The organism is Curtobacterium luteum, from assembly GCF_014646995.1.
In the GTDB taxonomy this organism is placed as follows: Bacteria; Actinomycetota; Actinomycetes; order Actinomycetales; family Microbacteriaceae; genus Curtobacterium; species Curtobacterium luteum.
Map to the genome: position 1 here is coordinate 133,058 of NZ_BMOI01000008.1, position 24,832 is coordinate 157,889.

Consider the following 24,832-nt stretch of genomic DNA (forward strand, 5'->3'; position numbering starts at 1 on the left):
CGACGTCGTTCGGGGTCGGACGGGGGTCAGTACGCGAGAGCGCGGTCGACGGCCTCGAGGACGCGGTCGGCGTCCGGGAGGTGGAGGTGCTCGAGCTTCGACACCGGGAACGGGACGTCGAAGCCGGACACCCGCAGCGGGGGCGCCTGCAGCGTGTAGAAGGCACGCTCCGCGACCGTGGCGGCGATCTCGCTGCCGACGCTCACGAAGCCCGACGCCTCTTGTGCGATGACGAGCCGACCGGTCTTCGCGACCGAGGCGAGCAGCGGCTCCCAGTCGATCGGGGAGATCGAGCGGAGGTCCACGACCTCGCAGCTCGTGCCCTCGGACTCGGCGATCTCGGCCGCCTGCATGAGCGTGGCGACCATCGCGCCGTGGCCGACGAGGGTGACCTCGGTGCCGGTGCGGGCGACCCGCGTGGTGTGCATCGGCACGTGGCCGTCGACGAGGTCGACCTGCCCCTTCGGCCAGTAACGGGACTTCGGCTCGAGGAAGACCACCGGGTCCTTCGACGCCACTGCTTCCTGGATCATCCAGTAGGCGTCGTTCGGGGTGCTCGGGCTCACGACCCGGAGGCCGGCGGTGTGCGCGAAGTACGCCTCCGGGGACTCCTGGTGGTGCTCCACGGCACCGATGTGGCCGCCGTAGGGGATGCGGATGACGACCGGCAGCGACATGTGCGCCGGGAGCCGGTTCTGCATCTTCGCGAGCTGCGAGGTGATCTGGTCGAAGCCGGGCCACACGAAGCCGTCGAACTGGATCTCGACGACCGGTCGGTAGCCGCGCAGGGCCAGGCCGATCGCGGTGCCGATGATGCCGGACTCGGCGAGCGGGGTGTCCCGCACGCGCTCGGGGCCGAAGCGGTCCTGCAGGCCCTCGGTGATGCGGAAGACCCCGCCGAGCTGGCCGATGTCCTCGCCCAAGAGCAGGACCTTGTCGTCGGCCTCCATCGCGGCGGCGAGCCCGGCGTTGAGCGCCTTGGCCATGGTCAGCGTGGGGGTGGGGTCGCTCGGGACCTCGCCGGCGCCGGGGTGGGCCCGGAGCGTGTAGTCGAAGAGCTGCTCGGTCGTGCTCATCAGTGGGCGCTCCCCTCGAAGCCGGCTTCGTAGTGCTCGAGCCAGGCCTTCTGCTCGGCGACGAGCGGGTGCGGCTCGCGGTAGACGTTGTCGAACATGACGTCGACGGGCGGCGGGGTCAGCTCCACCGTGCGGCGACGGACGTCGGCGGCGAGGTCCTCGCCCTCGGCGTCGAACGCGGCGAACTGCTCGTCGGTCGCGCCCTTCGAGCGGAGGTAGGCCTCGGAGCGCGCGATCGGGTCGCGGCGGACCCAGTCCTCGAGCTCGCCGTCGGCGCGGTACCGACTCGGGTCGTCCGAGCTGGTGTGGGCGCCGATGCGGTAGGTGTCGGCCTCGATGAACGCCGGACCCTGGCCGCTGCGAGCGTGCTCGGTCGCGACGACGGATGCCGTGTAGGACGCGAGGATGTCGTTGCCGTCGATGAGGACGCTCGGGATGCCGAAGCCACGCGGGCGGTCGACGAGCGGGGTCGGCGACTGCACGGTCACCGGGACGGAGATCGCCCAGTGGTTGTTCTGCAGGAAGAACACGACGGGCGCCTGCGTCGAGGTGGCGAAGACGAACGCCTCGTTCACGTCACCCTGGCTGGTCGCGCCGTCGCCGAAGTACACGATGGAGCATGCGTCGACGTCCGGATCGCCCGTTCCGACGACGCCGTCGAGCTTCTGCCCGAGCGCGTACCCGGTCGCGTGGAGCGTCTGCGAGCCGATCACGAGCGTCGAGATGTGCGTGTTCCCACGCTCGTCCGGGTCCCAGCCGCCGTGCGTCTGGCCGCGGTACATCGCGATGATCTCCATCGGCTCGACGCCACGCTCGGTGGTGACGGCGTGCTCGCGGTACGACGGGAAGACGTGGTCCTGGGCGCGGAGCGCGAAGACGGAGCCGGTCTGCGCCGCCTCTTGCCCGTGGCTCGGCACCCAGAGCCCGAGCTGCCCGGTGCGCTGGAGGTTGTGTCCGGCGTGGTCGAACCGGCGGGTGAGCACCATGCGGCGGTGCATCGCCAGCAGGGTCTCGTCCGGGATCGCCCGCGCTGCGGCGGCGAACTCGGCGTTCTCGTCGGTCTCCACGAACCGACCCTCGGGGTCGAGGAGCCGGATGGTGCTCGTCGCGGGAGCCGCGGCGCGGAATGACATGCGGGCCAGCGTAGCGGCAGCGGTCAACGGGCCGATGTGAGGTCCCCCACAAGCGACCGGGCCGTTTCGAGGAGCGTTTCCACAGCCTCGTGCTCGCCGATCGAGATGCGGATGCCCTCCGGCGGGAAGGCGCGGACGATGATCCCCGCGGCCTCGAACGCCTCGGCTGCGGCAGCCGTCCCGGTGCCGGTCGGCAGCCAGACGAAGTTGCCCTGGGCGTCGGGGACGGGCCAGCCCTGGTCGCGCAGCGCGGCGACGATGCGGTCGCGGCTGTCGGCGAGCTCGGCGACGCGTTCGAGCAGTTCGTCCTCGCGCTCGAGGCTCGCGAGCGCCGCGGCCTGCCCCTGCGCGGTGACCGACAGCGGGATCGCGCACGCACGGACGGCGTCGAGCACGTACTGCGGCCCGATCGCGTAGCCGACACGGAGGCCGGCGAGTCCGTACGCCTTCGAGAACGTCCGCAGGACGACCAGGTTCGGGAAGCGTCCGATGAGCGCTCCGCCGCGGACCGCCGCAGGGTCGGTGACGAACTCGGCGTAGGCCTCGTCGAGGACCACGAGCACGGTCGACGGCACGGACGCCATGAACCGGTCGAACTCGTCGGCGGTGACGATCGGGCCCGTGGGGTTGTTCGGCGTGCAGACGATCACCATGCGGGTGCGCTCGGTGACGGCGGCGGCCACCGCGTCGAGGTCGTGCCCGCCGTCCGGCCGGTTCGGCACCTGCACGCTCGTCGCCCCCGCGACGGTGACGACCCCGGGGTAGGCCTCGAAGGACCGCCAGGCGTAGACGACCTCGTCGCCGGGGCCGCTCGTGGCCTTCGCCAGCTCGTGCAGGATCGCGACGCTGCCGGGGGCGACGTGGACCTCGTCCGCGGTGACGTCGAACCGGCGCGCCAGCTCGGCACGGACGGCGAGGGCGGTGGCGTCCGGGTAGCGGTTGAACGCCGTCTGCGCCTGCACGGCCTGCACGACACCGGGCAGCGGCGGGAAGGGGTTCTCGTTGCTCGAGAGCTTGAACGCGTCCGCCGCTGCCTGACGACCCTGCTTGTACGCGGGCAGCACGGCGATGTCGGGACGGATGTGGACGCGCTCGTCGCTCATCCCGTCAGGGTACCGGCAGCGGTCTCGCGGCACGCGCCCTGGTGGGCCCGGGCATCATGGGCGCATGCGATTCCTCGTCCGCCTCGTCGTCAACGCCCTCGCGCTCTGGCTCACCACCCTCCTGGTGAGCGGCGTCTCCGTGACCGCGTTCGGGGACGGCGGCACGACCGCGACCGTCCTCACCTTCCTGCTCGTCGCGTTCGTCTTCGGCCTCGTCAACGCGGTCATCGGGACGATCATCCGGGTGGTCGCGTTCCCGCTGTACATCCTGACCCTCGGGCTCATCTCGTTCGTCGTGAACGCCGTGCTGCTGCTCATCGTCGCCGGGATCTCGACCGCGATCGGCTTCGGGCTGCACGTCGACTCCTTCGGGTGGGGCATCGTGGGCGCCTTCGTCCTGGCCGTCTTCGCCTGGCTGATCGGCCTGTTCGTGCGGCCGGTGCTCGACCGCGGCCGCGCGTGACCGCACCGGGCACCGCCGGACCGGGCGCCTCGGCGCCGCGCACCGCCGGACCGGGTGCCTCGGCGCCGCGCACCGCCGCACCGGGCGCCGCCGGACCGCACCTCCGGCGCGCGTGAGCGCGCACGCACCCGACGCCACCACCCACACAGGGGAGCCGTCGTCCGTGACCCGCACCGCGCCTCCCGGCCGGATCGGGGGTGTCGCCGACCACCGCGTGCTGCGCCATGATGTCCCCATGACCCAGGACGCCGACGCCCCGTTCCGCGTCTCGTTCGTCTGCAGCGGCAACATCTGCCGCTCCCCCATGGCCGGCATCGTGTTCGCGCAGCTCGCCGCCGACGCCGGGATGAGCGACCGGTTCGTCGTCGAGTCCGCGGGCACCGGCGACTGGCACGTCGGCGAGCCGGCGGACGAGCGGACGATCGCGGCCCTCGCCGCGCGCGGATACGATGGGAGCAGGCATCGCGCCCGCCAGTTCGACCCGGACCGGTTCCCGGACCTCGACCTGGTGGTCGCACTCGACCGCTCCCACGAACGCGTCCTGCGGTCGTGGGCACCGACCATGGACGACGCCGCGAAGGTGACGCTCCTGCTGCGGTACGACGACGCCTGGCCCCAGCAGACCGACGTACCGGACCCGTACTACGCGGACCGGCACGAGTTCGACCGAGTGCTCTCGACCGTCGAACGGGCCTGCCGGGCGCTCTTCCGCCAACTCGAGCCGGCAGTCCGTCAGGGAGCCCCATGACCCCCCTTCCCCCGCAGCCGATCAGCCCGCTCGACGGGCGGTACTACCCGATCGTGCACACGGTGGGCGAGCACCTCTCCGAGGCCGGCCTCAACCGCGCCCGCATCGTGGTCGAGGTCGAGTGGCTGGTCTTCCTGACCGACCACGCGATGTTCACCACGTCGCTGCTGAGCGTCGACGACAAGGCCGCACTGCGCCGCGTCGCGGAGACCTTCGGACAGGAGCAGATCGCCGAGCTCGGCGAGATCGAGGCGACGACCCGGCACGACGTCAAGGCGGTCGAGTACTTCGTCCGCCGGCGGCTGTCGGAGCTCGGCCTCGACGCGATCGCGGAGCTCACCCACTTCGCCGCGACGAGCGAGGACGTCAACAACCTCTCGTACGCCATCACCGTGCGCGACACCGTCGACCAGGTCTGGCTGCCGGCGTTCAAGGCGGTGATCGCCGCGCTCCGCCAGATGGCCGAGGAGCTCAAGGCCGTACCGATGCTCTCGCACACGCACGGGCAGCCCGCGACGCCGACGACGCTCGGCAAGGAGCTCGCGGTGGTCGTGTACCGCCTGGAGCGAGTGCTCGCGCAGGTCGAGGCGACCGAGTACCTCGGCAAGTTCAGCGGCGCGACGGGCACGTTCTCAGCCCACCTCGCCGCCGACCCCGAGGCCGACTGGCCCGCGCTGTCGAAGGAGTTCGTCGAGGGCCTCGGGCTGACCTGGAACCCGCTGACGACGCAGATCGAGTCGCACGACTGGCAGGCCGAGCTGTACGACCGCGTCCGCCATGCGAACCGCATCCTGCACAACCTCGCCACCGATGTGTGGACCTACATCTCGATGGGGTACTTCACGCAGATCCCGGTCGCGGGTGCCACGGGGTCGTCGACGATGCCGCACAAGATCAACCCGATCCGCTTCGAGAACGCCGAGGCGAACCTCGAGATCTCGTCGACGCTCTTCTCGACGCTGTCCGAGACCCTCGTCACGAGCCGCCTGCAGCGCGACCTGACCGACTCCACGACGCAGCGGAACATCGGCGTCGCGTTCGGCCACTCCCTGCTCGCACTCGACAACCTCCGTCGCGGCCTGTCCGAGATCGCCGTCAACGAGGCACGGCTCGCCGAGGACCTCGACGGCAACTGGGAGGTGCTCGGCGAGGCGATCCAGACGGTCATCCGCGCCGAGGTCACCGCCGGGCAGTCGAACATCGAGGACCCCTACGCGATGCTCAAGGAGCTCACGCGCGGCAAGCGGATCGGCCAGGCGGACCTGGTCGCGTTCGTGAACGGCCTCGACATCTCGGACGGCGCGAAGGCGCGGCTGACGAACCTCACGCCGGCGACGTACACGGGGCTCGCGGACGAGCTGGTCGACCACCTGGACGTCTGACGCTCCACGCCCGACGCTCCAAGTCCGTCGCTCCACGTCCGACGGCCGTCCCCGCGAAGCGCGGAGGCGGCCGTCTGCGGTCGTGCGTCACGCATCGGCCTGGAGGCCCGGGTCGGTCCCGCCGCGACCGTCACCGGCTCAGGCGGTGACGTCGTGCGCCTCGGCGACCAGCGCCTCCAGGACGGTCCGCACCCCGGGACGGACCGCACGGTCCGGGCGGACGAGCGCGTCGATGCGACGTCCGGCCCGGACGTCCGCGAGCTCGGCGAGGTGGAACCGGCCCGGCGCCCGTGTGCCCGAGGTCCAGCGCGGCACCAGGGCGATGCCGTGCCCGGCGGCGACGAGGTTCTCGATGAGCGGGAGGTGGATCGTCCGGAAGGCGACGCTCGGCGGAGTGTCCGTCGCGGCCGCGAGCGCGGTGAGCACCCGGTCGATGGGGTAGCTCTCCGGGACCCCGATCCACGTCTCCCCCACGACGTCGTCGATGGCGACCCGACGGCGTCCGGCGAGGGGGTGGTCGGTCGGGAACGCGACGTCGAGCGGCTCGCGCAGCAGCGGGAACGTCCGGAGGCCTGCCCGTCCCGCGGGCGGCGCGCCGTCCGGACGGTGCCCGACGACGACGTCGTGGTCGGCGGCGAGCGGCCCGAACTCGTCCTCGCTGACGTCCACGTCGACGAGCACGAGCTCGATGCCCGGGTGTTCCCGCATCCGGCTGAGGAGGCCGGGGAGCAGGAGCTCGGCGGCCGACGGGAAGATCGCGAGGTCGACCTGGCCGATGGTGCCGCCCAAGTGCTCGCGCCAGGCGGCGTCCACCGCGGCGACGGCGGTGGCCACCCCGGTGGCGAGCCCCGCGAGCACCCGGCCGTCCTCGGTGAGGCAGACGCCGCGGCCCCGACGTTCGACGAGCGGGACCCCGGCCTGCCGCTGGAGGGTGCGGAGCTGCTGCGACACCGCACTCGGGGTGCGGTGGGTGGCCTCGGCGACGGCGGTGACGCTGCCGCGGTCGGCGAGTTCGCGGAGGACCGCGAGGAGCTGCACGTCGAAGTCGACCATGCAGGGACACTACATCGCCGCTGTCGGATCATTCGCTGGTGCTACAGCGTCGTGCTCGCCAGGCTGGAGGCGTGCTCGCTCGTGACCGTCTCCTCGCCGTCGTCGTGGCCGTGGCCTGGGGGCTGAACTTCCCCGCCACCGCCCTGGCGCTCGACCACTTCCCGCCGTTCCTGCTCGCCGCGCTCCGGTTCACCCTGCTCGCGGTGCCGACGGTGCTCTTCGTGCCGCGGCCGCGCATCCCGTTCGGCCGGCTGCTGCTGGTGGGGTTCGGGCTCGGGGTCCTGCAGTTCGCGTTCCTCTACCTCAGCATGGCGTCCGGCATGCCGTCGGGGTTGGCGTCGCTCGTGCTGCAGGCGTCGGCGCCGTTCACGGTCGTCCTCGCCGGGGTGTTCCTGCGGGAGCGCCTCAGCGGGCGGCAGGTCGTCGGGGTGACGGTCGCGGTGTGCGCGCTCGCGGCGATCGCGGTGCACCGTGCGCAGGCGGCGGCGCTCCTGCCCGTCGTGCTGGCGCTCTGCGGGGCGCTCGGGTGGGCGATCGGCAACGTCGCGACGCGGCGGGCCGGGGCCCCGAACCCGCTGCACCTCACGCTCTGGTGGTCGATCGTGCCGCCGGTGCCGATGGCGGTGCTGTCGGTGGTCGTCGAGGGTCCGTCGCGCATCGGTCAGGCGCTCGGCACGGTCTTCACGCGCGCAGCACTGCCGGCCGACCTCGGCCTGCTCTACATCGTCCTCGTGGCGACCCTCGTCGGGTACGGCATCTGGTCGCGGCTGATGGGGACCTACCCGTCGAGCACGGTCGCGCCGTTCTCGATGCTCGTGCCCGTGGTTGGGGTGCTCGCCTCGTGGGTGGCGTTCGGGGAGGCGCCGGACGCGGTCGAGGTCGTGGCGGGGGCGGTCGTCGTGGGCGCCGTGCTGTGGTCGTCGCGGCCGGCTCGGCGGGCCCGGTCGGCGCCGTCGGCGCTGCCGCCCGCGGTGTCGCCCTCGGCTGGTGGCGTGCCGGCGGCGGCGGGCGGCGTGCCGGCCCCGTCCTCCGGGGCCGGCGGCACCCCGGGGGCGGGCGGCGTGTCGTCCCCGGCGCCGACCCTCAGCCCCGGTGCTGTCGACGCTCCGCGATGATCCCGGCGAGCGCGCCCCGGAGCTCCGGGTACCGGAACTCGTAGCCGGCCTCGAGCAGCCGCGTCGGCACCACCCACCGGCTCTTCAGCACCAGCTCGGTCTCCGTGCGGATCACGAACGAGCCGAGCTCGAGCATCCACCGGGTCGTCGGGAGTCCGAACCGCCGCCCGACCGCGTCGCGGATCGTCGCCATCACCGTCCGGTTGTCCGACGGGTTCGGGCTCGACACGTTCACCGGGCCGTCGATCGCCTCGTGGTCGCGCACGAAGCGGATCGCACCGACGACGTCGTCCAGGTGCACCCAGCTGAACCGCTGCCGTCCACGGGTGTGCCGGTGGTGGTGGTACGTGCCGGCGCGGAGCCGGGAGCGGGTCGGGAACCAGGCGCCGTCGTACTGCGGACCACCGAGGCCGGCCTGCGCCAGACGGAGCAGCGGGACGAGGGCGCTGCCGTCCCCGAACACGATCGCCATGCGCAGGGCCACCCGGCGCGTGCCCGGGAGGTCGGCACCGAAGAACGCCTGCTCCCACGCCTTCGCGATCCCGACCGAGAACCCCTCGCCGAGCTCACCCGTGGCCTCGTCCTGCGGGCGGTCGTCGGCGTGCCGGTAGATGGTCGCGGTGGACGCGTTCACCCACAGCGGGGTCGGGTGCTCGCTCGTCCGGATCGCCTCGGCCAGTTCGAGCGTCGTGTCCACCCGGGAGCGCAGGATCTCCCTGCGGTTCCGTCGTCCGTAGCGGCAGTTGACGCTCTTGCCCGCCATGTTGACGACCAGCGCGGCACCGTCCACGAGCTCGCGGATGCGGAGGGTGTTGCCCCACACGGCGTCGCCCGTGCGGCCGACGGTGACGACCTCGTAGCGCTCGTCCGCGAAGGCGCGGCGCAGGGCCTGCCCGACGAACCCGCTCGCGCCCGCGACGACCACGCGGGGCTTCGGCTCCGGCGTCCCCGGTGTTCCCGGTGTCCCAGGTGTTCCCATCAGCGTTCTCCTTCCGGCACGACGGAGTAGCTGAACGCCCCCTCGTACCGGTACAGCGTGCCGAGGACCGGCATCGCGAGCACCAGGGACACGCGCTGCAGGTCGGCATCGTCATCGAATCGTTCGACGAGCGTCACACGCGGTGCGGTGACGGCCGGGAGGCCCCACTCCCGTCCCAGCGCACGGAACGCCACGTGCGTGGAGACGAGACGAAGCGCACCCGCGTCCGGCCCGTCCGTCGGGACCTCCGCGCGGAGCCGGGCGGACACGCGCCCGCGGCGGCCGAGGTGGTCGACCAGACCGTCCGGCCCCGCCGTGATCGCGTCGACCATGGTGCGGTCGCCGAATCGGAACCGGAACGTGCGGTGCGCCCGGACCGCGAAGTCTCCGGGGCCCGGACCGCGCCCGACGCGCACGGGGCGGTTCTCGACCGTGAAGGGCACGTTGCGCTCACAGACCGGGAACATCACCGCGTCACGGGCGAACCAGGCCAGGAGCGGCCAGAGCCAGCGGCGCGGTGTCCCCACGACGTCGAACACTCCGGACCCCCGACCGACGTGCCCGACCGGGACCGGGCCGAAGTAGGTGCGCAGGCGGGGGTGGAGCCGGGCGAGGGCGTCCGCGGGGGTGCTCAGCTCGTACGGTGACCGACTCACAGCCTGATCCTGGCACGGCGTCGGCGGCGGTCCCTACGATGTCGGCATGGGACACGACCACGGGCACGCGCACGGCCACGCCTCGGAGCGTGCCCTGCTCGTCGCGTTCTGCGTCTCCGCGGGCATCCTGCTCGCCGAGGTGGTCGGCGCGGTCGTCACCGGGTCCCTGGCGCTGCTGGTGGACGCCGGGCACATGGTGGTCGACACCGGCGGGATCGGCATCGGCCTCGTCGCGACCCGGCTCGCCCGGCGCAGCCCGACCGCGCAGCGCACGTGGGGGTACCAGCGGGCCGAGGTGCTCGGTGCCACCGCGCAGGCGGCCATCCTGCTCGCGGTCGGCGTCTTCGTGATCATCTCCGCGATCCAGCGCCTGGTCGTCCCGGCGGAGATCCACTCCGGGCCCCTGCTCGTGTTCGGCGTGATCGGCCTCGTCGGCAACCTCGTCGCGTACGCGGTGCTCCTCCGGGCCTCGGGCGAGGGGTTCACCTCACGTGCCGCCCGGCTCGAGGTCCTGAACGACACCCTCGGCTCGGTCGCCGTGATCGTCGCGGCCGTGGTGCTCATGGTCACCGGGTGGGAGCGCGCCGACTCGGTCGCCGCGATCCTCATCGGCTTGCTCATCCTCCCGCGGGCGCTCCGGCTGCTCCGTGAGACCGCGAACGTGCTGCTCGAGTCGACGCCGCCCGGGCTCGACCTCGACGCCGTGCGCGGGCACATCCTCGAGCTCGACCACGTGATCGCCGTGCACGACCTGCACGCCACGCTCGTCGCGACGGGGGTGCCGAACCTCACGGCGCACGTGGTGGTGGACGATCACTGCTTCTCGACGGCGCACGCTCCGCGCATCCTCGACGAGTTGCAGCAGTGCGTGGCGGAGCACTTCGACGTGCCCGTGGAGCACTCGACGTTCCAGCTCGAGCCCGCGTCGCACCGGCGGCACGAGCACGAGGTGCACGCCTAGCCGGACGTGCCGCGGCGGCTCGTCCGCGTCGTCCTGGGGTGGTGGTCGGTCTGCTCCGGCGACGGCGACGGCGACAGTCCGCGTCCGCAACCGACGACGTCTCCGCTGTCGCACGACGACGGCCGCGTCGCACCGCAGCGGCGGCGACTGCCCGCGTGCGCGGCGACTGCCCGCGTCCGCAACGAACGACGTGTCCGCCGTCGCGCGACGACGACGGCGTCGCACCGCAGCGACGGCGACTGCCCGCGCCCGCAACGAACGACGTGTCCGCTGTCGCACGACGACGGCGGCGTCGCACCACAGCGACGGTGGCGGGGACGGCGTACTGCAGCCGCGGCGATTGCCCGCGCGCGCAACGAACGACGCGGCCGCTGTCGCACGACCACGGCGGCGTCGCACCGCAGCGACGGCGACTGCCCGCGCCCGCAACGAACGACGTGTCCGCTGTCGCACGACGACGGCTGCGTCGCACCACAGCGGCGACGGCGACGGCGGCGACGACAGCGGGGACAGCGGGGCCGCGCCGGCGACGGTCAGCAGCCGTCGGTGCGCGTCGGGTACGCCGTGATCACCCGGTCGGTGGTGGCGGAGACGATGACCTTGACGAACGGCTCGCGATCCGGCCGCGATCCGTCGTCGAACGACACCGGGGCGACGAAGCAGACCTTGCCGTCGCCGGCGTCCTCCGGGTACCCGGAGCGCGGCGCCGTCAGGGCCGTCCGGACCGCGGTCAGCATGGCGTCGTCCCAGTCCCGGGAGCCGCGCCCGCCGAGGACCTCGGTCCAGTCCTGCTCGTGCCGGACCCGGATGTGCTCGTAGCCCTGGCTCGGGTTGCCGCACTGGAGCACGACCCGCCCCAGGGCGTCGGTGTCGTACTGCGCCACGAGCTGCCGGTCGTCGGACGCGCACCCGTCGAGGACGTCCGCGCCGGGCAGGTCGGGGCCGTCGCGGGTGATGACCACGACGCCCTCGTTCCCCGAGGTGGTCCCCGCGGCCGACGGCCCCTCGGCGATGACCGGCTCGTCGACGCTGCGATCGGCGGTGAGGGCGAGCCCGCCCGCGAGCAGACCCGCTGCGAGGACGGCCGCGACCCCGGTGATGACGGACCGGCGGCGCTTCTGGGGCATGCGGCCAGTATGCCGGACCGGCTCCGCGCCTCCAGGCCGGGACCGGACGCCTGCGGGCCGCAGGGACCCGCGATTACCCGCGGTGCCGCAGGCGACCGCAGTGCCCGCAGGACCTGCGGGCACCCGGGACTCAGGCGCGCGCGGCCAGCCGCTGCCCGGCGACGACGGCGAGCACCGCCACGAGCACGACGTACCCGACCAGCACCGAGAGCGTCGGGAGCACGAGCAGCGCCGCACCGACCGCGACCACCGGGACCGTCAGACCCGCGTAGGCGATGAGGAACGTCGCAGCCAGCACCCCGCCTCGACGCTCGGGTCCGACGAGCGCACCGGCGCTGGCGATCGAGGCGCGGAAGAGCAGCCCTACCCCGGCGCCCGCGACCACCCCGCCCCCGATGAACCCGGCGACCTGCAGGAGGACCGCAGCGACGGCCAGGACCGCGAGCCCGCCGACGAGGAGCACGACCCCGAGCCGGATCTGCGCCCGCTGGGACAGTCGGGCGAAGACGAGCTGGCTGACCGCACTCGCGGCGAACACCCCGAAGGTCGTGGCCCCGGCGGCGAGTCGGTCGGTCACGTGGAACGTCGTCCCGAGGAAGGTCGGCGCCACCGAGGTGAACAGGCCCTGGACGGCCAGCGCGGCGAACGCCCCGGTGCCGGCGGCCCAGAACGCAGCACCCTTGCCGGCCGGGGCCTGGATGCGCTGCGGACGGTACGGCACGGGCGACTCGGGGCGGTCGACGGTCTCGGGCGCGGCGAGCACGACGACGAACGCGATCGCCAAGGCGATGACGAACACGACGTACGGCACCATCAGGGGCTGGCCGACGAACTCGGCCAGCGCGCCACCGACGAGGGCGCCCAGCGAGAGACCGCCGAGGTTGACCGCGCCCGCCGCGACGCTCGCGCCCTTGGCCGAGGCCTCGGAGCCGGTCGCCCGGACCCGGAGCTCGCCGAGGTGGGCGGTGGCCGTCGCGGTCAGGGTGCCGACGCCGAGTCCGGTGACGAGCCGGGCGACGATGAGCCCGGGGACGTCGTTCCAGACCAGGAAGAGCACCGCTGCGACGATCTCGAGTGCAACCGACACGAGGATGAGCGGCTTCCGTCCGTGCACGTCGCTGAGGTGCCCGGCGAGCCACAGGGACCCGACCACACCGACGCCGTACGCCGCGAAGACGACCGTGGTGGTGATCGTCGGGAAGCCGTCGCGCGCCTGGTAGATGACGTACAGCGGGGCCGGGACGGTCGCGAACGCCATCACGGACAGGAACGCGAACGCAACGGCCCAGAAGCCGGCGCCGTGACGGCGGCGGCTGTGCGACCGGCGGCCGCGCGGGGCGGGGACGGGTCCGGCCGACGGACGAGTGTCGGGGTTCTGCGCGATGACTGGCATGCTCCGATCATCGACCCCGGGCGCAATCGAGTCCAACGGATGTTCTTGATGTGTGGCATCGACGCGGTCGATGATGGGGTGATGGAGACCCGCCTGCTGGAGCAGTTCGTCGCCGTCGCCACCGAGGGCGGTGTCACCCGTGCGGCCGAGCGCCTGTGGGCAGCGCAGTCGACGGTGTCCGCCGGGATCGCCTCACTCGAGCGGTCGCTCGGCGTCCGGCTGTTCGAGCGGACCGGACGCACCCTCGTGCTGACCACCGCCGGCGAGGACCTCCTCCCCCACGCCCGCGCGGTGCTCGAGTCGCTCGACCGGATGCGGGACCTCGCGACCGTCGAGGACGCCGACCTCCGCGGGCGGGTCCGGCTCGGCATCTTCACGAGCATGGACATCGTCGACCTGACCGGCGTGCTGCGGCGCTTCCGGCAGCGGCACCCGCTCGTCGCGGTCGAGCTGATGACCTCGCCGACGGGGACGACCGGGCTCGTGCAGGACCTCGTGGCCGGACGGCTCGACCTCGCCTACTCCGGGTTGCCGAACCCGCCGAGCGGCATCGTCGTCGAGCCGCTGCGCGAGTTGCCGTTCCGCGTCTTCACCGCTCCGGACCACCCCCTGGCCGGTCGCGCATCCGTGTCGCTGGCGGAGCTGGCGGACGAGCCCTTCGTCGACACCGCGCACGGGTTCGGCAACCGCGTCCTCCTCGACCAGGCGCTCGAGCGGCTCGGGATCCGGCGCCGGATCATCGCGGAGATGAACGACATGCCCGCGGTGATCCGGTTCGCGGCCGCAGGCCTCGGCGTCGGGGTGGTCCCGGACCCGGGCGTGGAGCACGAGGGCGCAGTGCTCGAGCTCGACGACGAGGTCCCGCCGCTGCGGATCGGGCTCGCGATGCGCACCAGCCCGGAGCCGAACCGCGCGACGCAGACGCTGGCGCGCGACATCGTGGCGGCGCGCGTCGGGTAGGTCCCCGACCGACGGACTGGAGGCGCGGTGCGGACTCGCCACGCGCCTCCAGGCCGTCAGTCCCCCCAGATCTCCCCGACGATCGCGGGCAAGAGCCCGTTCGTCGGGAAGTCGGTCTGCATGATGTCGATGGTCAGGTTGCCGCGGGTGAAGTACGTGCCCCGGACAGCGTCGCCACTGTCGGTACCAGGCGTCCAGCTGCAGGCCCGGCCACCCAAGCGGTCCTCGCACGTCGGGTTGGATTCCGCCACGAGTTCCGGGATCTCGGCAGCGTCATCCTCAAAAGCCGGGCGGACCACCACGGAGATGTTGGCGACGACTCCTTCGTTCTGCCACGTGCACGACAAGGCTTCATCTGGGTCGCGCAGCCCTTGGATCCGGTCGTTCCCGTCCGGTTGCCGACCACCGCCTTCAGGAGTCCAGATCGTCGACGTGTGCTGAGCCGCTCCGAAGAAACGGGCGTAGTCGCTGTCGGGGACGAGGAGGTAGCAGTCGCCCGGGATCCGGACGTCCGGCTCGCTCGTCGGCGTCGGTGTCGGCACCGGGCGGGGCGTCGGGGTCGCGGTGATCGGTGCGGACGTCGGTGTGGTGGCCGACGGTGCCGGTTCGGGCTCCTGCGTCTCGGTGGGTGCTGCGACGGGTCGGTCCTGCTGGGACAGGCTCAGGGCGACCGCGCCGGAGGCGGTGCCCAGGGCGAGCAGCCCGACGACACCGATCACGAGACCGGGGCGCGCACGGCGTCGGCGTCGCGGTGTGGCGCGCTCGAGGACGTTCTGCTTCATCGCCACGAGCATCCGCTGGAGGTCGTCTCCCTCGGGGGGTTCAGTGTTCATCGTGCATCACCGCCTTCCGCAGTCGTGCGCGGGACCGCGAGACCCGCTGGGTGACCGCACCGACGCTCAGGCCGAGCAGCTGCGCGGCCTCGGCGTAGGAGTGCCCCTCCAGCAGGCAGAGTTCGCAGATCCGTCGATCGGTCTCGGGCAGGGCCGCGATCTCGTCGCGGACCCATCGGAGCCGTTCGACGGCCTCCGCGTGGTCGTCGGGTGCGCGGAGCTCCTCGGGGAGCTCGACGCCGCGGCGACGGGCCTGCTTGCGCCCGGCGTTCAGCGCGTGGTTCCGGCAGACGACGAGCAGCCAGGGCAGCATCGTGTCGGCCGGGAGCTCGAGGGTCGCGGCGCGCTGCCAGAGCGTCAGGAACGTGTCCTGCACCGATTCCTCGACGTCCATGCGGCTCTCCACGACGGCCCAGGCGTACCGGGTGAGCGTGGCCGCGTACCGGTCGAACGCTCGTGCGAGCGCCTGCTGGTCGCCGTGCCCGATCGCCCGGACGAGTTGCTCGTCCGTCTCGGTGCCCGTTCCCACGTCCACATCCCACCCCCTTCGTCCAGGAGTGTCGGCAGGACCCGCGATCCCGACAGGACGGTTGCGGAAACGTGATCTCGGGCGTGTCGCCGGGACCGCTGTCGGCCCCGGGGTCAGTCGCCGAGCGGCGGTGCGATCCCGGCTCCTCGGGTCAGTCGCCGAGCAGCGGTGCGATCCCGGCGACGGAACGGTCCGCAGCGGCGGACGCCGAGAGGAAGGCGACCATCACGATCGCCACCCCGATCCCCACGACGATCCACCACATCGCGTGGGTCGCCACCGCGAACGACGGCCCCACGCTCGCCACGGCGCTCGCCCCGGTGACGGTCCCCGCAAGGGCGACCCCGAGCGACACCCCGGTCTGCCGGCTCGTCGACGCCACGGCAGCGGCCGAGCCGGACTGGGCGCGGGGCATGCCCGACACCGCGGTGTTGGTGATCGGCGCGTTCACCATCCCGAACCCGAAGCCGAACAGCACGAACGCCACGACGAGCACGGGCATCGGCGTGGCCGCTCCGATCGTGGTGAGGACGGCGCCGGCGCCCGCGATGCCGAGACCCGCGAGCAGGAGCGGCACCCGGACCCCCATCGAGCCGACCAGCCGCCCGGACAGGGGCGAGACAAGCATCGTCGCGACGGCGGCCGGGAGGGTCCACAGGCCCGCCTCGAACGGACTCATGCCACGGACTTCCTGCAGGTAGAGCGCGCTGAGGAAGAGGAACGCACCGTTCGCGCCGAACGCGACGATCGCCGTCACGACCGCGGACGAGAACGGGATGCTCCGGAAGAACCGGACGTCGACGAGCGGTTCGGCGCGGCGCCGCTCGACCCGGACCAGGACGACGAGGGCCACCGCCGCCAGGGCGAAGAGGCCGAGCGACGCCGGCGACGTCCAGCCGAGGCGCGGCCCCTCGATGAGTCCGCCGACGAGGGACGCCAGCAGCACGATGACGAGCACCTGCCCCAGGGGGTCGAGCCTCCGCGGCTTCGGCGAGCGCGACTCGGGGACGAACAGGAGGGTGAGCACGATCGCCGCGATGCCGACCGGCACGTTGATCCAGAAGATCGCACGCCACCCCACCGAGTCCGTGAGCGCTCCACCCACGAGGGGCCCGAGCCCCATCGAGACCCCGACGACCGCTCCCCAGACCCCGACCGCACGGGCGCGCTGCCGTGGGTCGTCGAAGGTCGCGGTGATGATCGACATCGCCACCGGGTTCATCATCGAGCCGCCGACGGCCTGCACCATGCGGAAGACGACGAGCCAGCCGACGCCCGGCGCGAGCGAGCACAGGAGCGACCCGACGGTGAAGAGGGCGAGGCCGACCTGGAACGTCGTCCGCCGCCCGATCCGGTCTGCGGTGGACCCGGAGAGCAGCAGCAGGCTCGCGAGGACGAGCGTGTACGCGTCGATCGTCCACTGCAGGCCGGAGATGGTGCTGCCGAGCTCACGGCCGATGGACGGCAGCGCGACGTTCACGACGGTCGCGTCGAGCGACACGATGAAGAGGCTCATGCAGCAGATCGCGAGGATCAGCCGCGGGTGGCGGTACCGCGACGGCAGGTCGGGCGCCCCCTGGAGCGGGCGGAGCCGGCTGCTCGTGCGGGTCGTCCGCTCAGTGGAAGTCGTTGCCGTCTCCCTCGCCCGGGGTCTTGTGACCGCCGAGCATGTCGTTGTCGTCCTGGTCGCTCGTCGACGCCAGCTGGAGCATGGCCAGCACGACCACGACCACGATGAACGCGACGCCGAGGAAGATCACGGCGAGCTGCGCTTCGCGGGTCGAGATGAGCACGACCAGGCCCACGAAGACGGCGACGATCGCCGAGATCCCGAGGAGCTCGGCCGGGCGCAGGCGGTCGCGACGGCTGGGGGTGCTCATGCGTGTGGTGCTCCGTCCGGGGCGGCGACCGGGGCGGCCGTTCCCCACTTGTGCGAGAGTCCGGCGATCACGTGGAAGACCGCCGCGACGGCGAGGTAGGCGCCGAACAGCCCGACCAGGATGATCGGCGCGTCGAGGGTGCCCTGTGCGTTGTCGATGCCACCGAGCTCCTTCGAGTAGTCCGGCGGCGTGAGGAGGAACGCGATCGCGAGCAGCAGGGTCAGCCCGCCGACCGTCGTCCAGTCCCGGGAGAAGGGCGACCGGCCGCGCACCCGGAGCCCCTGGGTGAGCTCGAGCGCGCCGGTCAGCACCGCGAACGCCACCACGATCGTGATGAACGCGGGCAGTCCGGCCCCGTTCAGCACCAGTGCGGCAACGCCGGCGACGAGCGCGACGGCGGCTTGGGCGAGGGTCGAGCGGGCGGATCGCGCGTCGCCGTCGAGCCGCCGGGAGCCGACCGCGAGGACGATGCCCTCGACCACCGCGAACGCGCCGAACAGCAGCAGGCCGTAGCCCGCGGCGTGGTTCGAGGAGAACGTGATCACGAGCGCGACGACCGCCGCGGGGACCGCCCGGAGGACGGGGATCGGCCAGTAGCGTGCGCGCCGGGTGGCGTCGTCCACGGTGGTGGCGTCGTCCACGGAGTCGGACACGGGACCTCTTTCGGGCATGCGGATCGTCGCGTCGATCCTACCGCCGGCGCGGTGGGCGCCCGACCGGGGCCGGTTCCTCGCTGAGGAGACTCGAACCCCGGCCGGGACGCACCGACCGTCGCCGGCGACGGCCGGTCGCTCTCGCTGCTCAGTCGCCGACGCTCGCCCGCGCCCGTCGGCGCCGACGGAGGAGGAGCCACCCCGTCCCGCCCACAGCGGACGCGAGGACGGCGAGCACCGCGAGCGGTACCAGCCCGCCGGCGCCGGTGTACGCCAGGCGGTCGGGTCCAGCGTGGCCGGCGCCGTTCCCGGACCCGGCATCGGCGTCCGGCCGCCCGGCATCCGACGCGGGGCCATCGTTGCCGTTGCCGCCGTTGCCGTTGCCGTTGCCGTCGCCGTTGCCGCCGTCGCCGCCGTCACCCGCCCCGGGTCCCGGAGAGGGCGACCCCCGACGGTGTCGGCGCCGGCGTCACCGTGGGCGTGGGTATGGGCGTCGGCGTCGGCGTCGGCCGCGTCCCGTCGCCCGGGTCGACGACGCCGATCGTGACCTCCGGCGACTCGTCACCGCCGTCGGGGTCGCTCGGCGATGTGGCGGTCGCGACGTTCACCACGTCCGACCCGTCGCCCTCGTAGTCCGGGTCGAGCACGGCGCGGATCCGGAAGTCGACCGAGTCGCCGACCGCGAGCGTCCCCGTGGAGGAGCACGTCACCCGCTGCCCCTCGGCCGTGCAGCCGTCGGGCGACCCGGCGAAGTGCATCGCCGCGGGCAGGTCGTCGACCGCCCCGACGTCGAGCGCGACCGCCGGGCCGCGGTTCCGCGCGGTCAGGACGTACTCGACCTCGTCGCCCGGCGCGACGCCGTCCGACGGGCTGACCCGCTTGTCCGTCTCGACGTGCGCGGTGGTGTCCGCAGCGACCGTCGTGGTCGCGGTCGAGCGGTTGTCCGACTCGTCGACGTCGGACACGGACGGAGCGGCCTCGACGGTCGCGACGCTCTCGAGCTCACCGGACGCGGCGTCGTCCACGGTGGCGCTGATGACGACGGAGGCGGACCCACCACGGGGCAGGTCGAGGTCCGTGGCGACGTCGCCCGTGCCGGACGGGACGCTGCACACGGCAGCGTCGGCATCCGCGCAGCGCCAGCGCACGTCACGGAACCCGTCGGGGACGTCGACCGCGAAGGGGCTCGGCGCGCTGTCGTTGATGCCCGTGTTCCGGGCCGTCGCCGTGTACTCGACCGGGGCGCCCGGGGTCAGGGTCGGCGGGAGGTCCTGCTCCACGGCGAGGTCCGCGGGCTTCCAGACGCGGAGCCGCTCGATCTCGTGCACGTTGACGTGACTGCCGGTCGCCGCAGCGAACCCGAGGCGCAGCGTGTCCGGCAGCGGAGCCTGCCCGTCACCCTGCAGCGGCACGTCGGCGAGCACGGTCCGCATGGCGCTGCCCTGCTGCAGACGGACCGTCATCGACAGCTGCCCGGCGGCACCCGGCAACAGCGTGATCCGGACCCGCCGCGGGGAGTCACCCGCAGCGAGGACGCCGCCGGGCGCGGGGGCCCCGGCGATCCAGCGGTAGCCCTTGAGCCCGTCGCCGGAACCGCGGATCACCACGTGCTGCGGGCTGGCGCCGGGCCCGGAACCGTTGATCCGTGCCGAGAAGTTGCCGTAGTGGTCGAGGGCCACCGCTGCGAACCCACCGGGGACGCCGGGCAGGTCGCACACCCGGCCGCCGCCCTCGGTCGCCTCCTTGCGGCAGGTGTAGCCGAGCCCCGCGCCGAAGGACCCCACGCCCTGCCGCGCGGCACCGTCCGCGAGGAACAGGAGGAGCCCGTCGGCACCGGGGTCGTCCTTCGCGGTGTGCATCGTGTACGTGAACTCGATCTCGAGTCCGCTGTCGGACGGGAACGTGTCGTTGGTCGACCACGCCCCCGCCTGCTTCTTGGTGTCCTCGGTCAGACGGAGGCGTCCGCCGGCGATCTTCGCGTCGCCGTGCAGCTCACCCCCGGCCGCCGAGGTGAACTCGTGGACGTACGGGAACGTGAGCTCCGCCGCGGACGAGTGCGGCGCGGTCAGGGCCGGCGCGGCGAGCACGGCGAGCGCGGTGCACGCGCTCGCCGCGACCGCCAAGCGCCGGACGATCCGGGATCTGGTGGTGCTGGGATGTGTCATGCTCCCGATCGTCGCGAGCAGCACCACGCCTCCGAGGGGCTCGCGTCAGACCGGTGGAGAGACGACGCGACCGACGCGGCTGTGCAGGAACGGGGAGCTGCCGTCAGCGTCCGGGCACGATCCAGACCGTCGTCTCCCCCGGGAGTTCCGCGTCACCGAGCGGCCCCGATGCCAGCACAACGGCACCCTCGGGCAGCGGGACCGGCTCCGTGCCGAAGTTCGTCACCGAGCGCCACCCGTCGTGCCGGTCGAACGCGACGACCTCCGGCGACGCGGGCTCCGCCACCCAGGTCAGCTCCTCCCCGCGCTGCAGCCGTGCCCGTTCGGCGAGCGCGGCGCGGTACAGGCTCAGCGTCGAGGCGGGGTCGCCCGACTCGGCCTCGACCGAGCTCGCCCCGGACTCGGCGGGCTGCGGCAGGTGCGGAGCGGCGGTGCCGAAGCCGAACGACGGCCCGGAGGTCGTCCACGGGATCGGCACCCGGCAGCCGTCCCGCCCCTTGACCGTGTGGCCGGTCCGGATCCACTTGGGGTCCTGCAACTCGTCCCGCGGGATGGCGGCGGCCTCGTGCAGCCCGAGTTCCTCGCCCTGGTAGACGTAGGTCGACCCGGGCAGTGCGAGCAGCAGCATCGTCGCGGCCCGCGCCCGGCGGAGCCCCCGCGCACGGTCGAGCTCCGGGGACGTTCCGTCGGTCATGAGCCAGGCGTCGGTGTCGGTCCCGTCCGGCAGCCCGTACCGGGTCGCGTGCCGGACGACGTCGTGGTTGGACAGCACCCACGTGGAGGAGGCGCCGGACTGCTCGGACGCCGCGAGGTTCCGGTCGATGACCTCGCGGAAGACCGCCGCGTCGAACGGCGACTCGAGCAGGTCGAAGTTGAACGCCTGCCCGAGCTCGGTCGGCCGGGCGTAGAGCACCCGACGGGGTGCCGGTGCCCACGCCTCCGCCACGGCGGCTCGGGGCGGGTCGTACTCGTCGAGCACGCGGCGCCACCCCGCGAAGATCTCGTGCACCTCGTCGCGGTCGTACAGCGGGTCCGAACCGTCGAGCGGCAGGGCGTGCTCGTTCGAGGGCCGGTAGGGCGTGGAGAGGTCCTTCGCCAAGCCGTGCGCCACGTCGACCCGGAACCCGTCGACCCCTCGGTCGGCCCAGAACCGGAGCGTCTCCTCGAAGTCCGTCCGCACCTCGGGATTCGACCAGTCGAGGTCGGGCTGCTCGGGCGCGAAGAGGTGCAGGTACCACTGCCCGTCCGGCACCCGGGTCCACGCGCTGCCGCCGAAGTTCGACACCCAGTCGCTCGGCGGGAGCTCGCCGGACTCCCCCGCTCCCTCGCGGAAGACGTACCGGGCGCGCTCCGGCGAGCCGGGTCCTGCCGCGAGCGCGGCACGGAACCACTCGTGCTGGTCGGAGGTGTGGTTCGGCACGATGTCGACGATGACGCGGAGGTCGTGCTCGTGGGCGGCGCGGAGGAACGCATCGAAGTCGTCCAGCGTGCCGAGCCGGGGGTCGACCGCCCGGTAGTCGGCCACGTCGTACCCGCCGTCGGCGAGCGGGGACGGGAAGAACGGCGAGAGCCACACCGCGTCGACGCCGAGCGAGGAGAGGTAGGGCACCCGCGACGTGATCCCGACCACGTCGCCGAGTCCGTCGCCGTCCGCGTCGGCGAAGCTCCGCGGGTAGACCTGGTAGACGACGGCGTTCCGCCACCAGTCGGGGTCGGCGGTGCGGGGCGTGCTGGCGGGCGTCCGTGGCGTGCTCACGCGGCCGACGATACCGACGACCCGGTGTGCGGGAATAGTGCATTCCCGGCCGTGATTGCTTGTACCTGACACCTTTCCGTCACCGAACAAGGGAACGCGCATGACGAACGTCCTGGTCCTGGTCGGCAGCCTCCGCGCCGGCTCGATCAACCGCAAGCTCGCCGAGGCCGCGGAGCAGCACGCTCCGGAGGGCATCGCGCTCAGCACGTACGACGCCATCACCGACCTGCCCTTCTACAACGAGGACATCGACGGCGAGACCCCGCCGGCCGCCGCCGTCGCGTTCCGCGAGGCACTCGCCGCCGCGGACGCCGTGCTCCTCGTCACCCCCGAGTACAACGGCACCATCCCGGCCGTGCTGAAGAACGCCCTCGACTGGGCCTCGCGTCCGTTCGGCGCCTCGCCGATCTCGGGCAAGCCCCTCGCCGTGATCGGTTCGGCGTTCGGCCAGTACGGCGGCGTCTGGGCGCACGACGACGCCCGCAAGGTCGCCGGGATCGCCGGCGCGAAGGTCCTCGAGGACGTCAAGGTCGCGATCCCGCAGTCGGTCGTCCGGTTCGCGGAGACCCACCCGCGCGAGGACGACGAGGTCGTCTCGCTGGTCCAGGACGCGCTGCGCGCGCTCGCGGACGCCGCGTCGGAGCCGGTCGCCGCGTAGCCGGTCCGCAGCGGCCGTCGCCGCACGCGACGACAGGACGAACGGGAGGCGCGGTGCCAGCTGGCACCGCGCCTCCCGTTCGTCTCTCCTGCACAACATGCAGGCGCATGCGCCTGTCCCCCATCCGCGGACTCGCTAGACGCTCTAGTAAGGAGACGGGTTACGCTGTCCCGCATGTCCACGCAGGAGATCACCGAGGCGTCCGGGTACTGGTTCCCCGACGACGACGCGACGCAGCGGGGCGTCGCCGTCCTCAACGCCCTGCGTCGCTACCGTTCCGCCGAGACGGCCATGCGCCGACGCACCCGTGACTCGATGGGCATGGGCGAGACCGACCTGCTCGCCGTCCGGTTCCTGCTGCAGGCGCAGCGGGCCGGCCGCCAGGTCAGCCCGAAGGACCTCGCCGCCTACCTCAAGATCTCCTCCGCCTCGACGACGATCCTCATCGACCGGCTGGTGCGGTCGAACCACGTGCGTCGCGAGCCGCACCCGACGGACCGCCGAGCCCTCGTCATCGTGCCGACGACCGAGACCGACGACGAGGTCCGGGCCACACTCGGCGTGATGCACCGCCGCATGATGGCGATCGCCGAGGGCCTCCCCGCCGCCGACGCCCGGGTCGTCGCCCGCTTCCTCGAGGACATGCGCGAGGCCGTCGACCACGTCGACCCCGTCGCCGCGCACTGAGCCCCGTCGCCTCGCACTGAGCTCCGTCGCCGCGCGCTGACCCCCGTCGCCGCGCACTGAGCCCCGCTGGCCGCGGGTGCTCAGAATGCCCACATCCGGCTCGTGTCGTCCGTTCGACGTGCCCGGGGGACGGACGGCCAGCGTGCACGGAGGGAGTCCCGCGTAGACCGGAATGGTCACCGACGTGGAAGGAGCCGATCATGCACGCATCGGACAAGCTCGCGAAGAACCTCCAGGCGGTCCTCGTGGACCTCATCGACCTGCACCTCCAGGGCAAGCAGGCGCACTGGAACATCCTGGGCACGAACTTCCGTGACCTCCACCTGCAGCTCGACGAGATCGTCGACGCAGCGCGTGAGTTCGCGGACGACACCGCGGAGCGCATGCGCGCCCTGTACGCCGTGCCGGACGGCCGTTCGGCCACCGTCGCCGCGTCGAGCCACCTCGACGCCTTCCCGGACGGCGAGATCACGACGCACGACGCGATCGACGAGATCACGCTGCGCCTCTACCAGGCGACCGGCACGATGCGCGACGTGCACGACGAGGTCGACGAGGAAGACCCGACCACCGCCGACCTGCTGCACGGCTTCATCGAGCGCCTCGAGCAGCTGGCCTGGATGGTCTCCGCGGAGAACCGCTCGCCCAGCACGCCGCTGGCCTCGGCCACCACCCCGGCGGTCGCGAGCGCCTCCGACCACGAGTAAGCAGCGCATGGACCTCGGCATCCAGGGCAAGACCGCGCTCGTCTTCGGCGGGGATTCGGGGATCGGCTGGAACACGGCCCGCATCCTCCTCGCCGAAGGCGCGACCGTGGTAGTGACCGACCTCGACCAGGCCCGCCTGGACAACAGCGCGGACCAGCTCGAGGCCCCTCCTGGTCGGCTGCACGCCTTCGCGGCGGACGTCACGAAGGCGGACAGCCTCGCGGCCCTGCACGAGCGGGTCCGCGGCGCCGTCGGCGAGATCGACATCCTCGTGCAGTCGTCCGGGGTCACCGGTGCGCAGGGCCTGTTCCACGAGATCGACGAACAGGGCTGGCTCGACACGATCGACATCGACCTCATGGGGCCGGTCCGCATCACCCGTGAGTTCATCTCGGACCTGCGGAACGGCGGCTGGGGTCGCATCGTCTACCTGGTGTCGGAGGACGCCTCGCAGCCGTACGACGACGAGCTGCCCTACTGCGCCGCGAAGGCCGGCGTATTGTCCTTCGCCAAGGGGCTCTCGCGCAGCTACGCGTCCGAGGGCCTGCTGGTCAACTGCGTCAGCCCGGCGTTCATCCACACGCCGATGACCGACGCGATGATGGACAAGCGCGCGAAGCAGCTGGGCTCGTCCTTCGACGAGGCCGTCTCGTCCTTCCTCGACGAGGAACGGCCGTACATGGAACTCGGCCGACGCGGTGAGCCGGAGGAGGTCGCGAACGTCGTCGCGTTCCTGTGCTCCGACCTCGCCAGTTTCGTCAACGGCGCCAACTACCGGGTCGACTCCGGCTCGGTCGCCACGATCTAGGGAGCAG

Annotated in this window: 25 protein-coding genes; 10 read left to right on the forward strand and 15 right to left on the reverse strand. The window is 72.8% G+C overall.

Annotation, left to right across the window (positions count from 1 at the left end; genetic code table 11):
- Window positions 1-26: 26 nt before the first annotated feature.
- The 3 genes from IEY20_RS10650 to IEY20_RS10660 form a co-directional block, all read right to left on the reverse strand.
- Complete coding sequence (locus IEY20_RS10650) at window positions 27-986, reverse strand: alpha-ketoacid dehydrogenase subunit beta (RefSeq protein ID WP_175328911.1); 960 nt, start codon at window positions 984-986, stop codon at window positions 27-29.
- 89 nt (window positions 987-1,075) lie between these two features.
- Window positions 1,076-2,209 (reverse strand): thiamine pyrophosphate-dependent enzyme, encoded by a 1,134-nt coding sequence (locus IEY20_RS10655; RefSeq protein WP_022903763.1) that lies wholly within the window; start codon window positions 2,207-2,209, stop codon window positions 1,076-1,078.
- A gap of 23 nt (window positions 2,210-2,232) precedes the next feature.
- On the reverse strand, window positions 2,233-3,312 hold the full coding sequence (locus tag IEY20_RS10660; RefSeq protein ID WP_175328868.1) for a histidinol-phosphate transaminase: 1,080 nt from the start codon (window positions 3,310-3,312) through the stop codon (window positions 2,233-2,235).
- Window positions 3,313-3,376: 64 nt separating this feature from the next.
- Between IEY20_RS10660 and IEY20_RS10665 the strand changes: the two genes are divergently transcribed.
- The 3 genes from IEY20_RS10665 to purB all read left to right on the forward strand — a co-directional run bounded on the left by IEY20_RS10665 (window position 3,377) and on the right by purB (window position 5,905).
- Window positions 3,377-3,775: a phage holin family protein gene (locus IEY20_RS10665; RefSeq protein WP_022903765.1), complete on the forward strand. Its 399-nt coding sequence runs from the start codon at window positions 3,377-3,379 to the stop codon at window positions 3,773-3,775.
- Window positions 3,776-4,010: 235 nt separating this feature from the next.
- Window positions 4,011-4,523, forward strand: a complete 513-nt coding sequence (locus IEY20_RS10670; protein ID WP_022903767.1) for a low molecular weight protein-tyrosine-phosphatase — start codon at window positions 4,011-4,013, stop codon at window positions 4,521-4,523.
- Window positions 4,520-5,905 (forward strand): adenylosuccinate lyase, encoded by a 1,386-nt coding sequence (gene purB / locus IEY20_RS10675; RefSeq protein WP_188889125.1) that lies wholly within the window; start codon window positions 4,520-4,522, stop codon window positions 5,903-5,905. Before IEY20_RS10670 ends, purB begins: the two co-directional genes overlap by 4 nt.
- 138 nt (window positions 5,906-6,043) lie before the next feature.
- Here purB and IEY20_RS10680 read toward each other — a convergent pair whose 3' ends face one another.
- Complete coding sequence (locus IEY20_RS10680; protein WP_022903769.1) at window positions 6,044-6,958, reverse strand: LysR family transcriptional regulator; 915 nt, start codon at window positions 6,956-6,958, stop codon at window positions 6,044-6,046.
- Between the two features lie 71 nt (window positions 6,959-7,029).
- Here IEY20_RS10680 and IEY20_RS10685 point away from each other — a divergent pair, with 71 nt between their 5' ends.
- Window positions 7,030-8,073, forward strand: a complete 1,044-nt coding sequence (locus IEY20_RS10685) for an EamA family transporter (RefSeq protein ID WP_175328869.1) — start codon at window positions 7,030-7,032, stop codon at window positions 8,071-8,073.
- Here IEY20_RS10685 and IEY20_RS10690 read toward each other — a convergent pair.
- Both IEY20_RS10690 and IEY20_RS10695 read right to left on the reverse strand, forming a co-directional pair.
- Window positions 8,042-9,052: an epimerase gene (locus IEY20_RS10690; protein ID WP_175328870.1), complete on the reverse strand. Its 1,011-nt coding sequence runs from the start codon at window positions 9,050-9,052 to the stop codon at window positions 8,042-8,044. The two genes, IEY20_RS10685 and IEY20_RS10690, sit on opposite strands and share 32 nt — an antisense overlap.
- Window positions 9,052-9,708 (reverse strand): DUF4166 domain-containing protein, encoded by a 657-nt coding sequence (locus tag IEY20_RS10695; RefSeq protein WP_175328871.1) that lies wholly within the window; start codon window positions 9,706-9,708, stop codon window positions 9,052-9,054. Before IEY20_RS10695 ends, IEY20_RS10690 begins: the two co-directional genes overlap by 1 nt.
- Before the next feature lie 46 nt (window positions 9,709-9,754).
- Here IEY20_RS10695 and IEY20_RS10700 point away from each other — a divergent pair, with 46 nt between their 5' ends.
- On the forward strand, window positions 9,755-10,669 hold the full coding sequence (locus IEY20_RS10700; RefSeq protein WP_022902621.1) for a cation diffusion facilitator family transporter: 915 nt from the start codon (window positions 9,755-9,757) through the stop codon (window positions 10,667-10,669).
- A gap of 533 nt (window positions 10,670-11,202) precedes the next feature.
- Here the strand turns inward: IEY20_RS10700 and IEY20_RS10705 are convergent.
- Together IEY20_RS10705 and IEY20_RS10710 are read right to left on the reverse strand one after the other, a co-directional pair.
- Window positions 11,203-11,796, reverse strand: coding sequence for a hypothetical protein (locus IEY20_RS10705; RefSeq protein WP_175328872.1), 594 nt, complete (start codon window positions 11,794-11,796; stop codon window positions 11,203-11,205).
- Window positions 11,797-11,926: 130 nt separating this feature from the next.
- Complete coding sequence (locus IEY20_RS10710) at window positions 11,927-13,189, reverse strand: MFS transporter (RefSeq protein ID WP_175328873.1); 1,263 nt, start codon at window positions 13,187-13,189, stop codon at window positions 11,927-11,929.
- Window positions 13,190-13,270: 81 nt separating this feature from the next.
- On the opposite strand from IEY20_RS10710, the gene IEY20_RS10715 reads away from it, so the two are divergent.
- On the forward strand, window positions 13,271-14,149 hold the full coding sequence (locus IEY20_RS10715) for a LysR family transcriptional regulator (RefSeq protein WP_175328874.1): 879 nt from the start codon (window positions 13,271-13,273) through the stop codon (window positions 14,147-14,149).
- Window positions 14,150-14,205: 56 nt separating this feature from the next.
- On the opposite strand, the gene IEY20_RS10720 is transcribed toward IEY20_RS10715, so the two are convergent.
- From IEY20_RS10720 to IEY20_RS10750, 7 genes are all read right to left on the reverse strand, one after another.
- Window positions 14,206-14,982: a hypothetical protein gene (locus IEY20_RS10720; RefSeq protein WP_175328875.1), complete on the reverse strand. Its 777-nt coding sequence runs from the start codon at window positions 14,980-14,982 to the stop codon at window positions 14,206-14,208.
- Complete coding sequence (locus tag IEY20_RS10725) at window positions 14,972-15,511, reverse strand: RNA polymerase sigma factor (RefSeq protein ID WP_175328876.1); 540 nt, start codon at window positions 15,509-15,511, stop codon at window positions 14,972-14,974. The genes IEY20_RS10720 and IEY20_RS10725 overlap by 11 nt, the downstream gene beginning before the upstream one ends.
- Window positions 15,512-15,662: 151 nt before the next feature.
- A complete protein-coding gene (locus tag IEY20_RS10730; RefSeq protein WP_175328877.1) occupies window positions 15,663-17,027 on the reverse strand; it encodes a DHA2 family efflux MFS transporter permease subunit in 1,365 nt (454 codons plus the stop codon).
- A 100-nt stretch (window positions 17,028-17,127) separates the two neighbouring features.
- Window positions 17,128-17,391 carry a hypothetical protein gene (locus IEY20_RS10735; protein WP_022902628.1) on the reverse strand — a complete coding sequence of 88 codons (264 nt, stop codon included), beginning with the start codon at window positions 17,389-17,391 and terminating at the stop codon, window positions 17,128-17,130.
- Entirely contained in the window at window positions 17,388-18,044 is a 657-nt protein-coding gene (locus tag IEY20_RS10740; RefSeq protein WP_175328878.1) for a DUF308 domain-containing protein, read from the reverse strand. Before IEY20_RS10740 ends, IEY20_RS10735 begins: the two co-directional genes overlap by 4 nt.
- Before the next feature lie 416 nt (window positions 18,045-18,460).
- On the reverse strand, window positions 18,461-20,209 hold the full coding sequence (locus tag IEY20_RS10745) for a lectin-like domain-containing protein (RefSeq protein ID WP_175328879.1): 1,749 nt from the start codon (window positions 20,207-20,209) through the stop codon (window positions 18,461-18,463).
- Between the two features lie 103 nt (window positions 20,210-20,312).
- Window positions 20,313-21,965: a glycoside hydrolase family 13 protein gene (locus tag IEY20_RS10750; protein ID WP_229727999.1), complete on the reverse strand. Its 1,653-nt coding sequence runs from the start codon at window positions 21,963-21,965 to the stop codon at window positions 20,313-20,315.
- Between the two features lie 100 nt (window positions 21,966-22,065).
- On the opposite strand from IEY20_RS10750, the gene IEY20_RS10755 reads away from it, so the two are divergent.
- From IEY20_RS10755 to IEY20_RS10770, 4 genes are all read left to right on the forward strand, one after another.
- On the forward strand, window positions 22,066-22,623 hold the full coding sequence (locus IEY20_RS10755; protein ID WP_022902632.1) for an NADPH-dependent FMN reductase: 558 nt from the start codon (window positions 22,066-22,068) through the stop codon (window positions 22,621-22,623).
- A 174-nt stretch (window positions 22,624-22,797) separates the two neighbouring features.
- Entirely contained in the window at window positions 22,798-23,310 is a 513-nt protein-coding gene (locus IEY20_RS10760) for a MarR family winged helix-turn-helix transcriptional regulator (RefSeq protein WP_022902633.1), read from the forward strand.
- A 200-nt stretch (window positions 23,311-23,510) separates the two neighbouring features.
- The gene (locus tag IEY20_RS10765; RefSeq protein ID WP_022902634.1) at window positions 23,511-24,017 is read left to right on the forward strand and encodes a Dps family protein; all 507 of its coding nucleotides are present in this window, start codon (window positions 23,511-23,513) and stop codon (window positions 24,015-24,017) included.
- Between the two features lie 7 nt (window positions 24,018-24,024).
- Complete coding sequence (locus IEY20_RS10770; RefSeq protein ID WP_022902635.1) at window positions 24,025-24,825, forward strand: SDR family NAD(P)-dependent oxidoreductase; 801 nt, start codon at window positions 24,025-24,027, stop codon at window positions 24,823-24,825.
- Window positions 24,826-24,832 lie beyond the last annotated feature (7 nt).

What these genes read in the sequence shown, in the direction of transcription:
- purB (WP_188889125.1), top strand. Translation starts at nt 4,520, where the DNA reads ATGACCCCCCTTCCCCCGCAGCCGATCAGCCCGCTCGACGGGCGGTAC.
- IEY20_RS10745 (WP_175328879.1), bottom strand. Translation starts at nt 20,209, where the DNA reads ATGACACATCCCAGCACCACCAGATCCCGGATCGTCCGGCGCTTGGCG.
- IEY20_RS10700 (WP_022902621.1), top strand. Translation starts at nt 9,755, where the DNA reads ATGGGACACGACCACGGGCACGCGCACGGCCACGCCTCGGAGCGTGCC.
- IEY20_RS10650 (WP_175328911.1), bottom strand. Translation starts at nt 986, where the DNA reads ATGGCCAAGGCGCTCAACGCCGGGCTCGCCGCCGCGATGGAGGCCGAC.
- IEY20_RS10735 (WP_022902628.1), bottom strand. Translation starts at nt 17,391, where the DNA reads ATGAGCACCCCCAGCCGTCGCGACCGCCTGCGCCCGGCCGAGCTCCTC.
- IEY20_RS10665 (WP_022903765.1), top strand. Translation starts at nt 3,377, where the DNA reads ATGCGATTCCTCGTCCGCCTCGTCGTCAACGCCCTCGCGCTCTGGCTC.
- IEY20_RS10655 (WP_022903763.1), bottom strand. Translation starts at nt 2,209, where the DNA reads ATGTCATTCCGCGCCGCGGCTCCCGCGACGAGCACCATCCGGCTCCTC.
- IEY20_RS10715 (WP_175328874.1), top strand. Translation starts at nt 13,271, where the DNA reads ATGGAGACCCGCCTGCTGGAGCAGTTCGTCGCCGTCGCCACCGAGGGC.
- IEY20_RS10670 (WP_022903767.1), top strand. Translation starts at nt 4,011, where the DNA reads ATGACCCAGGACGCCGACGCCCCGTTCCGCGTCTCGTTCGTCTGCAGC.
- IEY20_RS10770 (WP_022902635.1), top strand. Translation starts at nt 24,025, where the DNA reads ATGGACCTCGGCATCCAGGGCAAGACCGCGCTCGTCTTCGGCGGGGAT.
- IEY20_RS10690 (WP_175328870.1), bottom strand. Translation starts at nt 9,052, where the DNA reads ATGGGAACACCTGGGACACCGGGAACACCGGGGACGCCGGAGCCGAAG.
- IEY20_RS10680 (WP_022903769.1), bottom strand. Translation starts at nt 6,958, where the DNA reads ATGGTCGACTTCGACGTGCAGCTCCTCGCGGTCCTCCGCGAACTCGCC.
- IEY20_RS10705 (WP_175328872.1), bottom strand. Translation starts at nt 11,796, where the DNA reads ATGCCCCAGAAGCGCCGCCGGTCCGTCATCACCGGGGTCGCGGCCGTC.
- IEY20_RS10720 (WP_175328875.1), bottom strand. Translation starts at nt 14,982, where the DNA reads ATGAACACTGAACCCCCCGAGGGAGACGACCTCCAGCGGATGCTCGTG.
- IEY20_RS10730 (WP_175328877.1), bottom strand. Translation starts at nt 17,027, where the DNA reads ATGAGCCTCTTCATCGTGTCGCTCGACGCGACCGTCGTGAACGTCGCG.
- IEY20_RS10660 (WP_175328868.1), bottom strand. Translation starts at nt 3,312, where the DNA reads ATGAGCGACGAGCGCGTCCACATCCGTCCCGACATCGCCGTGCTGCCC.
- IEY20_RS10760 (WP_022902633.1), top strand. Translation starts at nt 22,798, where the DNA reads ATGTCCACGCAGGAGATCACCGAGGCGTCCGGGTACTGGTTCCCCGAC.
- IEY20_RS10755 (WP_022902632.1), top strand. Translation starts at nt 22,066, where the DNA reads ATGACGAACGTCCTGGTCCTGGTCGGCAGCCTCCGCGCCGGCTCGATC.
- IEY20_RS10710 (WP_175328873.1), bottom strand. Translation starts at nt 13,189, where the DNA reads ATGCCAGTCATCGCGCAGAACCCCGACACTCGTCCGTCGGCCGGACCC.
- IEY20_RS10765 (WP_022902634.1), top strand. Translation starts at nt 23,511, where the DNA reads ATGCACGCATCGGACAAGCTCGCGAAGAACCTCCAGGCGGTCCTCGTG.